13 protein-coding genes are annotated in these 12,599 nt (G+C 71.4%); 2 read left to right on the top strand and 11 right to left on the bottom strand.

Annotation, left to right across the window (positions count from 1 at the left end; translation table 11 throughout):
* The first annotated feature begins 135 nt into the window (after window positions 1-135).
* The gene (locus OO67_RS29265; protein ID WP_244300341.1) at window positions 136-663 is read left to right on the top strand and encodes a MarR family winged helix-turn-helix transcriptional regulator; all 528 of its coding nucleotides are present in this window, start codon (window positions 136-138) and stop codon (window positions 661-663) included.
* Window positions 664-804: 141 nt separating this feature from the next.
* Here OO67_RS29265 and OO67_RS29260 read toward each other — a convergent pair whose 3' ends face one another.
* The 11 genes from OO67_RS29260 to OO67_RS29210 are packed head-to-tail and all read right to left on the bottom strand — an operon-like array spanning window position 805 to window position 10,845.
* Window positions 805-1,821, bottom strand: coding sequence for an aromatic ring-hydroxylating oxygenase subunit alpha (locus tag OO67_RS29260; RefSeq protein WP_033304770.1), 1,017 nt, complete (start codon window positions 1,819-1,821; stop codon window positions 805-807).
* Window positions 1,822-1,823: 2 nt separating this feature from the next.
* Window positions 1,824-2,048, bottom strand: coding sequence for a recombinase-like helix-turn-helix domain-containing protein (locus tag OO67_RS29255; protein ID WP_033304769.1), 225 nt, complete (start codon window positions 2,046-2,048; stop codon window positions 1,824-1,826).
* Between the two features lie 29 nt (window positions 2,049-2,077).
* Window positions 2,078-3,013 (bottom strand): PDR/VanB family oxidoreductase, encoded by a 936-nt coding sequence (locus tag OO67_RS29250; RefSeq protein ID WP_033304768.1) that lies wholly within the window; start codon window positions 3,011-3,013, stop codon window positions 2,078-2,080.
* A gap of 38 nt (window positions 3,014-3,051) precedes the next feature.
* Window positions 3,052-4,677, bottom strand: a complete 1,626-nt coding sequence (locus OO67_RS29245; protein WP_033304767.1) for a thiamine pyrophosphate-binding protein — start codon at window positions 4,675-4,677, stop codon at window positions 3,052-3,054.
* A gap of 9 nt (window positions 4,678-4,686) precedes the next feature.
* Window positions 4,687-5,475 carry an SDR family oxidoreductase gene (locus OO67_RS29240; protein ID WP_033304766.1) on the bottom strand — a complete coding sequence of 263 codons (789 nt, stop codon included), beginning with the start codon at window positions 5,473-5,475 and terminating at the stop codon, window positions 4,687-4,689.
* Window positions 5,476-5,494: 19 nt separating this feature from the next.
* On the bottom strand, window positions 5,495-6,250 hold the full coding sequence (locus tag OO67_RS29235) for an SDR family oxidoreductase (protein ID WP_033304765.1): 756 nt from the start codon (window positions 6,248-6,250) through the stop codon (window positions 5,495-5,497).
* Window positions 6,243-6,764: a cupin domain-containing protein gene (locus tag OO67_RS29230; RefSeq protein WP_033304764.1), complete on the bottom strand. Its 522-nt coding sequence runs from the start codon at window positions 6,762-6,764 to the stop codon at window positions 6,243-6,245. The genes OO67_RS29235 and OO67_RS29230 overlap by 8 nt, the downstream gene beginning before the upstream one ends.
* A 10-nt stretch (window positions 6,765-6,774) precedes the next feature.
* A complete protein-coding gene (locus OO67_RS29225; protein ID WP_033304763.1) occupies window positions 6,775-7,560 on the bottom strand; it encodes an alpha/beta fold hydrolase in 786 nt (261 codons plus the stop codon).
* Complete coding sequence (locus OO67_RS29220; RefSeq protein ID WP_051709983.1) at window positions 7,557-8,354, bottom strand: aspartate dehydrogenase domain-containing protein; 798 nt, start codon at window positions 8,352-8,354, stop codon at window positions 7,557-7,559. Before OO67_RS29220 ends, OO67_RS29225 begins: the two co-directional genes overlap by 4 nt.
* Window positions 8,351-9,328 carry a VOC family protein gene (locus tag OO67_RS29215; RefSeq protein ID WP_033304762.1) on the bottom strand — a complete coding sequence of 326 codons (978 nt, stop codon included), beginning with the start codon at window positions 9,326-9,328 and terminating at the stop codon, window positions 8,351-8,353. The genes OO67_RS29220 and OO67_RS29215 overlap by 4 nt, the downstream gene beginning before the upstream one ends.
* 32 nt (window positions 9,329-9,360) lie before the next feature.
* Window positions 9,361-10,845 carry an aldehyde dehydrogenase gene (locus tag OO67_RS29210; protein ID WP_033304761.1) on the bottom strand — a complete coding sequence of 495 codons (1,485 nt, stop codon included), beginning with the start codon at window positions 10,843-10,845 and terminating at the stop codon, window positions 9,361-9,363.
* Between the two features lie 297 nt (window positions 10,846-11,142).
* Here OO67_RS29210 and OO67_RS29205 point away from each other — a divergent pair, with 297 nt between their 5' ends.
* Entirely contained in the window at window positions 11,143-12,510 is a 1,368-nt protein-coding gene (locus OO67_RS29205) for an MFS transporter (protein WP_033304760.1), read from the top strand.
* Window positions 12,511-12,599 lie beyond the last annotated feature (89 nt).

Genomic DNA, 12,599 nt, shown 5'->3' with positions numbered 1-12,599 from the left:
CGCCTGGGCCTTAGGGCTCTCCCGCACTCCGCACAGGACGTGGTGCGCGTGGTGACGCGGCAAGGAGCGGACCACGCGCGCGGGAGGACCTGGAACGAATCGGCCGCCCGTCTCGCCGAGGAGTCAGGAAGGACCGTGCGGCAGCAGAGCTCCCCGGGGACGGCTCACGAGCCCTTGACCGCGGGTGTGACTCCGCCGAGCGTGCTGGACCTCAACGCCTACCTCATGTACGCGACCGGCAAGGCCGCGCGCCGCAGGCTCACCGACGCGCTGACCGCCCACGGGCTGCGGCTGTGGCACCTGACCATCATGGCCATGCTGGACGACGCCGGCCGGCTGTCCAAGGGCGAACTCGCCTCACGGCTGGACATGAACCAGAGCGATCTGACCAGGACCGTCACCGACCTGGACGCGGCCGGCTACGTGGACTGCGCCCGGGACCCCTCCGACCGCCGCCGCATCGAAGTGGCCCTGACGCCTGCGGGCAGACGTGCCCTGGCACGGCTCAACACGGATGTGTCCGCCACCGAGGCGGACCTCCTCGCTCCTCTGACCCACGAGGAGCGGGACCGGTTCTCCTCCCTCCTGCGCCGTGTCCACACACACCTGGAGCGGGAGCGGTCGGGCAACGGTCTCGCCGCCACCGCAGCTGAACGGGGTTGACCCGGCGGCGACCACCCCGAGGCCCCGGACGGGCGTCCCACGACCCAGGCGAGGAGACGTCCGCACGCGCGAGGAGGGCCGGAGGCCGTACCGCTGCCTCGGGCCCTCTCCCCCGGTGAACGTCTCCGTGCGGTGTGTCCTTCAGGCCCCGGCCGTCGACTGGGCCTCGGCCGCCGCGCGGTAGAGCCGGCGCAGCCGCACCACGCCCAGGTCGTGCTGGTAGAGGTTCTCCCGCTGGTCGGCATCGGCCGGCATGGCCTCCAGCATGACGCGGTCCTGCTCCAGGACGTCCCAGTGACGCTGCTCGATCAGCGTCCGGTACAGGAAGCGCCAGGACGCGCGCTGCCAGTCCTGGACCCTGCGGTAGCGCCAGAAGAAGACGCCACTGCGCTGCTCGTCCACGGGGCAGACCATGCCGACGATGCCGAACGGACCGCCGGGGCCGGCCGACGGCGGGTACGGGATGGAGAGGTCGACCCAGTCCACTCCGGTGCGGCAGAGCTCGACCCAGTCGAAGTTGACGCCGCGCTGGTCGGTCTTCTCGAAGAAGTAGCCGCGGGCGGTCTCCCGGATGCGGAACTTGGCCGTCGTGTCGCCGTCGAACATGGTGTGCGAGTCGTGGTGCAGGAACGCGCCGTGCATGGGGTCGAGCAGGTTCTCCACCGCGTACCGCCAAGGCGCGTCCCACTCCGCGTAGCAGAGGAAGGCGTCCACCTCGGGGTCGGTCAGCGGGTCAGGGAGCGTCAGTTCGGCGGGCTCGGGGTGTTCCTCGTCCCCGAAGTAGGCGAGGATCGCGCCCGCGACCTCGCGCACCGGCAGCGAGGTCACCAGTTTCTTGCCCTCCAGGCTGCAGCCGGGTAGCCCGGGGACGGAGGAGACGGTGCCGTCGGACTCGACCTCCACGCCGTGGTACCAGCAGGCGACCCGGTCGCCGAGGTGCTTGCCGAGCGACAGGGGTGCGCCGCGGTGCGGACAGCGGTCGGCGAGCATGGACAGGGCACCGTCGGAGCGCCGGAACAGCAGCCACTGCTCGCCGAGCGCGGTCACCTTGCGCATCGCGCCCGGGGCGACGAAGTGTGAGGGGACGACCGGGTGCCACTGGTTGCGCAGGCCGGTGGCGTAGATGTGGTCCGCGGTGGCGGAGGACGACAGCGTCATGGTCAGGCTCCCAGTCGGTTCATCTCGGCGCGGAAGGACTCCTCGGTCCACGGGCTGCCGTCGGCGGCGTGGACCTGGCGGGCGTTGAGCCCGCGCACGACGTCGGCGAGCTCGTGGCCCTCGCGGGTGAAGACCTCTTCGAGGGTGGCGGCGAGTTCGTACTCGTACGGGGTGGGCTCGTGGGTACGGGACTGGTGGACGTCCAGGTACGGCCAGGTGTCGGTCACGGTCTCTCCTGAGAGTGCGGGGGAAGGTGTCACAGGTCGAGGACGAGCCGGCCGGAGGCACACCGTGAGACGCAGATCATCATCGTGGTGCCCGCTGCCCGTTCGGCCTCGCTGAGCAGGAAGTCGCGGTGGTCGGGGGTTCCTTCGAGCACCCGGGTCTCGCAGGAGCCGCAGATCCCGTCGCGGCACGAGTTGTCGACGGTGAGCCCCGCGCCTTCCGCGGCCTCCAGGACGGAGGTTCCGGCGCCGACGGTGAACGTCGTCCCCGAGGTACGGCATTCGACCTCGAAGGCCTCGTCGTCACCGGTGCGTTCCACCGCCGGCGCGGCGAAGCGCTCCAGGCGCAGCCGGTCCCCGGGGCAGCGCTGTTCGACGGCCGCGAGCAGCGGTTCGGGGCCGCACGAGTACACCAGGGCGCCCTCGGGCAGCTCGGAGAGCACGGAGTCCAGGTCGATGTGACCGTGCTCGTCCTGCGGGACGAGCGTGACGTCACCCCCGAGCGCCTCGAGCTCGCCGGTGAACGCCATCGACGCGCGGCTCCTGCCGCCGTAGACCATGCGCCACTCGGCTCCCCGGCGGGCCGCCTCCCGGGCCATCGAGAGCAACGGGGTGATCCCGATTCCGCCCGCGACGAACACGTAGGACCCAACGTCCTCCAGCGCGAAGTGGTTACGCGGCTCGGAGACCGTGATCTGCTGGCCGGGTCGCAGCTGGGTGTGCACGAAACGTGAACCGCCCCGTGAGGCGGGCTCGTTGAGCACGCCGATGCGGTAGACGTCCGGGGTGTGCGGGTCGCCGCACAGGCTGTACTGGCGGACCTGGCCGCCGGCGTGGACGTCGAGGTGCGCTCCGGGGGTCCAGGACGGCAGGGGTTTGCCGTCCGGATGGGTCAGCTCGACGGACAGGACGCCCTCGGCCTCCCAGGTCATACGACGGACGGTCAGCCGCAGCGATTCCTCGCTCATGGTCTGTTGCCTCCTTGCCGGCAGTTCGGTCGGCCGGGCTACTGGCCCGGGATCCTCACGGGCGGGGTGAACGGGTACTTCATCGGGCCGAGGGCGCCCAGGTCGACCTCGACGAGCGTGGGGCCGTCCGAGGCGATGGCGTCGCCGAGAACCGGTCCCGCGTGCTCCTCCGCCGCGATGCGCGCGTACGGCAGCCCGCAGGCGCGGGCCAGCAGCCCGAAGTCCGGGGTGGTCAGGTCGACACCCGAACGGCGCTCGCTGTGGTGGTCCTGCATGTTGCGCAGGACCCCGTAGCCGCCGTCGTTGAAGACGATCAGGGTCAGCCGGGGCCGCTCCTGGGCGAGGGTGAGGAGCTCGCCGAGGTGGACGGCGAGTCCGCCGTCGCCCGCGATCACGACGGTGGGCGCGCCGGGCCTCGCGAGCGCCGCGCCGATGCCCATGCCCAGCCCTTGCCCGATGCCGCCGCCGCGCGGGAAGACGTTGTCCTTCGGGTCGTACATCTCGAGGAGCCGGTTGCCCCAGCTGCTGGAGGGGATGGTGACGTCGCGTGCGACGACGGCCTCACGGGGAAGAGCGGCGCGGATCGCGTCGCAGATCGCGGCCTGCGGTCCGATGTTGTCGTGCAGGATCGCGCGCACTTCGGTGCGTACGGCGCCGACGCGGTCCGTCCAGCCGGGTTCGGCGGTCGCGGCGTGCGGCAGCAGGGCTGCCAGGGTGCCCGCCGCATCACCGTGCAGCGCGTGGGTGACCGGGTGGACCCTGCCGAGGGCAGCCGCGTCGACATCGATCTGGATGTGGGCGGCGGGGAGTTCCAGGGTGTAGTCCGCGGTCTCGTTCGACCGGAAGTGCGTGCCGATGGTCAGCAGGACGTCCGCGTCCTCGATCAGGGCGCGCACGGCAGGTGTGGTGGCGAAGTTACCGATGACCTGCTCGTGGTCCTCGGGCACGCTGCCCCGGCCGGAGTTCGAGGTGATCAGTCCGGCGCCGGTCGCCTCCAGCAGCCGGGCCAGCTCGCCGCGGGCGGTGTTCGCGCCACCGCCGGCCCAGACGAGCGGGCGTCGCGCGGAGGCCAGAAGGGCCCCGGCGGCGGCGAGTTCACCCTGTGCGGGAACGACGGGGGCGGGCGCCGCGTACTCGACGGGTTCGTCGGTCTGCGCCGCGTACTGGAGGTCGATGGGCCACTCCACGCTGGCGGGACCCCCCGGTGCGGCCAGCGCCGAACGGGCCGCCTCGCGCAGGATCCTGCCTGCCTGCCCGGCGTCCGGCACGCTCGCCGCGTACGCGGAGACGGCCTTCAGCATGCCGAGCTGGTCCTTGGTCTCGTGGATGAACCCCCGGCCGCTGCCGAGGAATTCGCTTTCCACCTGGCCGGTGACGTGCAGTACGGAAGTCCCCGCGCTGAGCGCCTCTATCAGTGAGCCCGCCGCGTTGCCCGCGCCGGTGCCGGTCGAGGTCAGGGCGCAGCCGAGACCGCCCCGGGCACGGCCGTAGGCGTCGGCGGCGTTGACCGCGGATGCCTCGTGCCGCACGGGTACGAACCGCAGTTCACGGTCGACGGCTTCGACGAGCGGCAGGTTGTGGACGCTGACGATGCCGAAGACGGTGTCGATGCCGAGTTCGCGCAGGACGGTGACGAGGAGATCGCCTCCGTTGTCGTGACGCATGGTGTCTCCTCAGAGGATGGAGCGGCCGACGCCGCCGCAGACGTCGATGCTGGTGCCGGTGATGTAGGAGGCGCGGGGCGAGAGCAGGGTGACGACGGCGTACGCGACCTCCTCGGCCCGGCCGAGGCGGCCGAGCGCGATGCCCCGGTCCTCGGCGAGTTCCGCCTGCCACTCCTCGTACGTCAGGCCGGAGTCCGAGGACGCGTGGCGGCGGGTCCACTGGCCGGTGTCGACGAGTCCGAGGCAGACGGAGTTGACCCGGATGCCGTCGCCGGCGAGCTCGACGGACAGGGACTTGGAGAGGTTGAGGATGCCGGCGCGCGCGGCACTCGTCGTGATCAGCCGGGTCTCGGGCTGCTTGGCCAGGACCGCGTTGATGTTGACGACGCTCGCCGCTCCGGACGCGGCGAGGTGAGGGCGCGCCGCCTGGAGGGGGTTCAGTACCCCGGCGAACTTGAGCTCCAGTTCGTCACGCCAGTCCTCGGCGGTGGAGTCGTCGAGCCCCTTCATCCGGGACTGTCCGGCGTTGTTGACCAGTCCGTCGATGCCGCCGAACTCCTCGGCGGTACGCCGGACGAAGTCGCTCACGGCGTCGGCGTTCCGTACGTCGCACACGCCGGTCAGCAGTCGGTCGCTGCCGGCGCCGAGGCCGGCGGCCGCCTTTGCCAGCCGGTCGGCGTCGCGGCCGCAGGTGGCGACGCGGGCGCCCTCGTCGAGCAGGGCGCGGACCGTGGCCAGGCCGACGCCCGAGCTGCCGCCGGTGACCACGATGGTGCGGTCGGCGAGGCCCAGATCCATAACTCGTATCTCCTGCGGTTCAGTTCATGGTGAAGCCGCCGTTGACGGCGATCACCTGTCCGGTCAGATAGCGGGATTCCTCGCCGAGCAGGAAGGAGACGATCCCGATGAGGTCGTCCGGCTGCTGCGGCCGGGAGATGGCCCTGTTCACGCGGTAGAGGTCGTGCCGCTCCGCGGGCACGGTCTCGGTCGCCTCCCCCTCCGTGAGTCCCGGGGCCACCGCGTTGACGGTGATCCCCTTCTCGCCGAGTTCGCGTGCCATGGCGCGGGTCAGCGCGATGACGGCGCCCTTGGAGGCGATGTAGTGGGCGAGGCGCGGGGAGCCGTACAGCGCTGCGTCCGAGGCGAGGTTGACGATGCGGCCGGGCCCGGTGAGAAGGGGGTACAGGGCCTTCGACACCAGCCAGGGGCTGCGGGCGTTGACCGCCATCAGCCTGTCCCACACCTCGACGTCGATGTCCTGGAACTCCTTGCCGCCGACACCGTTGGCGAGTGCCGCGTTGTTGACCAGGCCGTACAGCGGGCCCAGTTCACGTACGGCGTCGGCGAGCGCCTCCACCGAGGCGGGGTCGGCGACGTCGCAGCGTACGAAGTGGGCGTCGAGGCCCTCCGCGCGCAGGCCGGCGGCGGCGTGCTCCCCCCGCGCCCGTTCCAGCTCGGCGAGGACGACACGGAAGCCGTCGGTGCCCGCCCGGCGGGCCATGGCCAGTCCCAGGCCACGGCCCGCTCCGGTGACGACGACGGTGCGCCGGCCTGCCGGGGGCTGGTCAGCCACGGGTGACGCCGTGCATCGGCGAGTACTCGGGGTACGACGGCACCTGCGGCTTCTGCGTGCCGATGACGACGCAGAACAGGGCGTCGGTGTCACCCTCGTTCTTCAGCGACCGGGTCACACCGGCGGGGACGACGATCATGTCGCGGTAGCCCAGGGTGCGGTACTCGGCCTCGTCGGCGCCCCGGTGGATGCCGACCTTGACCTCGCCCTCCAGGACGAAGAAGGCCTCTTCGACGTCGTGGTGGGTGTGGGCAGGTCCCTCGGCGCCGGGCGGCAGCAGCATGTTGGAGAAGGTGAACCCCCCGGAGGGGAGGATGCGGCTGTCGCTCTCGTGGTTTCCGGTGGCGCCGGAGCCTACGTAGCGGATCTGGCCGCGGCGGAACTGCGGGCCGGCCTTCTCCTGGAAGGACAGGGTGTCGAAGTCGGCGACCCGGGAGGCCTTGGTGGCGATGAGGGAGTCGGTGTACGCGGAGAGGTCGTCGCCGTTGTCGTACGCGTCGGTGGTCAGCGGCATGGTGGAGCTCCTATTCGGGGATGGATGCGGTGATGCGGAGGTGGGAGAGCACCCAGGCGTCGAAGTGGCCCGGCTGCTCCTGGTTGGCCAGGTGACCGGCGTCCTTGACGATCACGTAGGCGGTCTTGTGGATGGCCCCTGCGATGGCCTGGCTCGCCTCGATGCCGGTGACCCGGTCCTGTTCGCCGCAGAGCACGAGGGTGGGGGCGGCGATCGAGGGGAGTTCGGCGCGCAGGTCGGCCGAGGCCATCGATTCGGCGGCGTACGCGTAACCCGGCAGCCGTACCGAGGCCGCCATGGTGTCCACGACGCGGCGTACCAGGTCGTCCGGCGCGTCGGGCGACACGAGCCGCGGGCCCCGGGCCTCTGCGAAGGCGCGGGGGCCCAGCTCGGCGAGGTCGGCCGCCCTGGCGCGCATTCCGGCCGCCTTGGCCTCGTCGGTGCCGGAGCCGGGGCTGGAGTCGGCGACGATCAGCGAGGCGACCAGCTCCGGGTGGCGGGTGGCGAGCCGCAGCGCGATCACCCCGCCCCAGGAGACGCCGAGGACGTGCGCGGAGGTACCGCGCTCACGGATGAGGGCGGCCGCCGCGTCCGCGTAGTCGTCGAGGCCGAGGGGGGCCTCGGGGTCGGGCGACTTGGCGTACCCGGGGGCGTCCCAGGCCACGACCCTCACGTACGCGGAGAGTTCGGCGAGCTGCGGGGCGAAGGCCGCCGAGGAGGAGCCGATGCCGTGCAGGCACAGCAGCAGGGGGCCGTGGTCGCCTGCCTCCTCGACGTGGATGCCGGCGGCGCTCACAGGATCTGCCCGGTCCGTCCGGCGAGTGCGGCCAGGCTGCGCAGCACCGCGTAGGGCACCACCTGGCTGGTGGCGGGGTTGCCGGGGTCGGGCAGGTGGGCGACCTCGAAGCGGTACGCCCCGTGTCCGCCGGACGCCTCGATCACATGGCGGGTGTGATGCGCCGCCGGGTCGGCGACGACCTGGACCCGCACAGCGTCCAGGTCGCCGACGGCCAGCGCGACCGAGGCCGCCACGTTCGTCGACTTGGGGAATTTGACCGGGACGTCACGCGCGGTACCGGACATGACCTCGACCGGTCCGGTGGCGGTCCGCATGCGCGCCAGCAGCTCGTCGTCCATCCAGGGCTGTTCGAGGGTGGACGGCAGTTTTGTGGTGGTCAGCCGCACCTCGTCGAGCGGGCCGAGCGTACGCACCGCCTGGAGCAGGTCGAGCCCGCCGACGGCGCCGCCGGTGAAGTACACCCGGCCGGGGCCGGCCGTCAGCAGCCTCTTCGTGAGCTCGTCGTCGGTCAGCGCCCCCGTGGAGGCGATCAGCAGGTCGGTGCCGGAGGCCAGGACCCGCTCGCCCCATTCGCGTACGACGCCCTGCCCTGCGGCCTCGACCACGAGGTCGCAGGTCTCCATGGCCTCTTCGAAGGTCGCCTGCCGCACGGGGGCGGCCTCACCGAGCGGGCGGTTGTCGACGACGCAGACCAGCTCGGCGCCGGTCACACGCCCTTCGGCGAGCGCGGTGCCGACGACGCGGCCGATGGCGCCCCACCCGACGACGGCGACCCTGCGTACGGTGCTCATGCGGTTGCCTCCTGGGCGTCTACGGGAAGAAGCGGGCCGGAGCCCTGGGCGTCGGGGGATGCGAGGGGGCCCGGGTCCGGGGAGCCGGCCATGCTGCAGCGGATCTCCTTCGACGGCGCACCGGCCGTCCCCCACAGGTCGGACAGTTCGGGGACCCGCCGCCACACCCGGGCGATCCAGGCGTCCTCGACGATCTGGGCGACCTCGGAGGTGTACTCGCAGACCAGGCCGGAGGGGTCGGTGAAGTACGAGAACGTGTTGTTCCCGGGGCCGTGCCGGCCGGGTCCCCACTGGGGGGTGATGCCGTGGTGGCGCAGCCGTCCGAGGCCCCGCATGAAGTGGTCGACCGAGGTCATCTCGTACGCCACGTGGTTCAGCGAGGTCCACTCCGCCTGGTTGAAGGCGATGCAGTGGTGGTCGCTGTTGCAGCGCAGGAACGCCATCTGGTGCTCGGACCAGTCGGAGACGCGCAGCCCGAGGACATCGCAGTAGAAGGCGACGGCGGCGTCGATGTCGGTGGTGTTGAGCACGGCGTGCGTCACCCCGACGGGCACGGCGCCGTCCCTGCCGCGCGGGACCACGGCCTCGACCTGGGCGCTGATCTCGATGAGTCGGCCCTCGGGGTCGGTGAACCGCAGGCCGTAACCGCCGCCGGCCTGGTCCAGCGGACCCGGTCCGGTGACGGGCACGAGGGAGCGCGCTTCGAGGCGCCGCGCCGCCTGGTCGACCTCGGCGGGGGTGGCGACGGCGAAGGCGATCCTGCCGAGGCCGACCCGGTCCCGCTCGGTCAGGTGCAGGACGTGGTGTTCGTCGCTCGTACCCCTGAGCCATCGGGCCCCGGTGTCGGACTCGACGGTCTCGAGACCCCAGACGTCCTCGTAGAAGTCGGCGGCCTCGGTGAAGGCCGGGGTGTGCAGCTCGACGTAGCGCAGCGAGCGGAGCCGGGCGATCGGACCGGGCGGTGGCTGGTGCATGGGGTCCCTCCAGGACGGGCAGGCGTGCCGGGTCAGTTGGCCCACGGAAGCGGGTGGTCCGAGATGCCCCAGTAGAGGGACTTCTGGCGCTGGTAGGCGCGGATCGCGTCGCGGCCCTTCTCCGTGCCGAGGCCGCTGTCCTTCCACCCGCTGAACGGGGTGGAGGCGCTGAACTGTTTGTAGGTGTTGATCCAGACGGTTCCGGCCTCGATCCGGCGTGCGAGCGCCCCGGCTGCGCGCAGGTCACGGGTCCAGATCCCGCAGGCCAGGCCGTAGACGGAGTCGTTCGCCTGGCGGACGAGGTCGTCCTCGTCGTCGTAGGGCAGGGCGACCAGGACCGGGCCGAAGATCTCCTCCTGGCAGGTCCGCGAGGTGTTCGGCAGGCCGTCGAGCACGGTGGGGAGGTAGTAGGCCCCGTGCTCGTACAGCTGGCCCTCGGGCGCCGATCCGCCGCACAGCACGCGGGCGCCTTCGGACCGGGCGAGGTCGACGTAGGCGGCGACGGAGTCGCGGTGGCGGTGGTGCACCAGGGGTCCGACCTGGGTGGCCGGGTCGGTACCGGGACCGACCCGCAGTTCGCGTGCGCGCTCGACGAGCTCCCCGACGAAGGAGTCGTAGATCTCGCGGGCCACGAACAGCCGGGAGCCGGCGATGCAGGACTGACCGCTGGACGAGAAGATCCCGAACAGCACCCCGGCGAGGGCCTGTGCGATGTCGGCGTCGGCGCGCACGATCGTCGGTGACTTGCCGCCCAGCTCCAACGAGGCGGGAATCAGCTTCCGGGCGGCGATCTCGGCGATGGACCGCCCGGTCTCCGTGCCCCCGGTGAATCCGATGCGGCCGACCAGGGGGTGGCGCACGAGGGCGTCACCCACCACCCGGCCGCTCCCGGGCAGCACGGAGAGCAGTGCGGACGGCAGCCGGAACTCGTCGAGTGCCTGGGTGATCAGCCGCCCGAGCGCCAGGGACACCAGGGGCGTCCAGGCCGCGGGTTTCAGGATCACCGCGTTGCCGGCGGCGAGCGCCGGAGCGATCTTCTGTGCGTCGCTGGCGACCGGGGAGTTCCAGGGGTTGATCGCTCCGACGACGCCGATGGGTTCGTGCGTGCTCACGGTCACGTACGGGCCACGGGACGGTGTGACCGTCTCCTCGGCCGTCTCCAGGACGGCCGCCATGTAACGGAAGGTGCCCGCCGCGCTGAGCGCGAGGGCCCTGGTCTCGGTGAGGGTCTTGCCGGTGTCGGCGGTCTGCACGGCGGAGAGCTCGTCGGCGGCCTGCTCGGTGAGCTCGCCGATCCTGTGGAGCAGGCGGGCCCGGTCATGGGCGGGCAGGTCGCGCCAGGCCGGGTCCGCCACGGCCTCGGCCGCGGCTTCGGCGGCCTCCGCCACCTCGTCCGCCGAGGCGGAGTGGACGGTGGCGAGAAGTCGGCCCGTGGCCGGGTCGACCGTGTCGACGGGTTCACCAGCGCCGCGCCGCCACTGGCCCGCGATCAGGATGTCGGTGGGGAACTGCTGCACGGGTGGACCTCCGGACGAGGCGGGAAAAGGGTGGACTCCGGTTGCGGACACGCTCGTTGGGTCACCGCCACCGAACTGCCGAAGTGCCGAAGTGCTAGAAATCTAAGCGCTTAACTTTCTCAGCACAAGACCCCGAGGTGAAATCGTTGCCTGGGGGTCCTTGAGCACCGCATCCATGGCGCCGATGATGGTGACCGAGTTGCAGGGAGTCAGCTTCCTAAGCTCTTAACTATTGACCGCTTAGATATAGCCCCCTACTGTCTCCGCAACTCATCTGCCCGCGGAAGGACACCCTCCATGACGACTGTGGCCGGCAAGCCCGCACTCGGCTCCATCGCCGCGAGACTTGAACGACTGCCCCACTCGCGCTGGCACATCAAAGTCCGGTTCCTGATCGGCGCCGTCACCTTCTTCGAGGCGTTCGACCAGTTGCTGGCCGCATCCGCGCTCCCCGTACTGATGAAGGAATGGAATCTGTCCACCGGGCAGGCCACCTTCGCCGTCACGTCCGCGTCGATCGGCATGCTGCTCGGCGCGCTGGCCGCCGGCTGGCTCGGCGACCGCATCGGGCGTGTGCGTACCGTCGCCCTGGGCGTCGCGATCACGGGTCTCTCCAGCCTCGCCGTCGCCCTCTCCGGCGGCATCGAGATGTTCTCCCTCTTCCGGTTCGTGCAGGGCCTCGGGATCGGCGGCGTCGTTCCTGTCGCCGCCACCTACATCAACGAGATCGCCCGGTCCGACAAGCGGGGCCGCTTCGTCCTGCTCTACGAGATGATCTTCCCGGCCGGCCTCGCGGCCGCCACGCTGCTCGCCGTATGGGTGATCCCCGCCTTCGGCTGGCGCGCGATGTTCCTCATCGGCGCCCTTCCGGTGCTGATCGCCGCCATGCTGCCGCGCCACGTCGAGGAGTCCCCGCGATGGCTGCTGTCACGCGGACGTACGGCCGAGGCGGAGGCGGCCATCGCCAGGATCGAGGCGGAGGTGGCCCGCGCCACCTCCGAAGAGCTTCCTGCGCCGGCCCCGTCCGCGAACCCGGTGGACGAGCCCAAGGGCACCCTCATGGACCTGTTCCGGGGACGCTACCTGCGCCGGACCTCCGTACTGGCGGGCCTGTGGTTCGCGGCGTACTACGTGAACCACGGCATCTCCACCTGGCTGCCCTCGCTCTACACGAAGGAGTTCGGCCTGGATCTCACCACGGCCCTCGTCTTCACCCTGCTCAGCAACGTCACGGGGCTGCTGGGCACGTTCGTCATGGCGATGCTGATCGACCGCACCGGCCGGAGGCCCGCCCTGGTCGGCGCGTTCGTCGGGACGACGCTCTCACTCGGCGTACTGGCGCTCGCCGGTGCGACGTCGGGCGGCCAGGTCGCCCTCTTCGCCTCCTGTACGACGTTCTTCCTGTACGCGATCAACGCGGGGCTCTACCTGTACTCCCCTGAGCTGTACCCCACCTTCAACCGGGCCAAGGGCGCGGCCTTCGGAGGCCTGTGGAACCGGTGCGGCGTCATCCTCGGCCCGGTGGCCGTCGGCGCGATCATCGGGGCCGGTGGCGGCCTGGCCCTGGTCTTCGCGCAGCTCGCCGTGATGGGGGCCGTGGGAGCGGTGATCGCATGGTTCGCCGTCGAGACCAAGGGCAGGACGCTGGAAGAACTCAACACCTGAGCGCGTATGCGTGGGCACGAGCACGGACGCGTCAAGTGCCTGATCGAGCCGGCGCGGGGGCGGCCACCTCGCGGACGAGCTGAGGCCGT

It is taken from the genome of Streptomyces atroolivaceus (assembly GCF_000717025.1).
In the GTDB taxonomy this organism is placed as follows: Bacteria; Actinomycetota; Actinomycetes; order Streptomycetales; family Streptomycetaceae; genus Streptomyces; species Streptomyces atroolivaceus.
The sequence above is the reverse complement of the archived record's forward strand: the minus strand, read 5'-3'. Positions and strand labels throughout refer to the sequence as shown.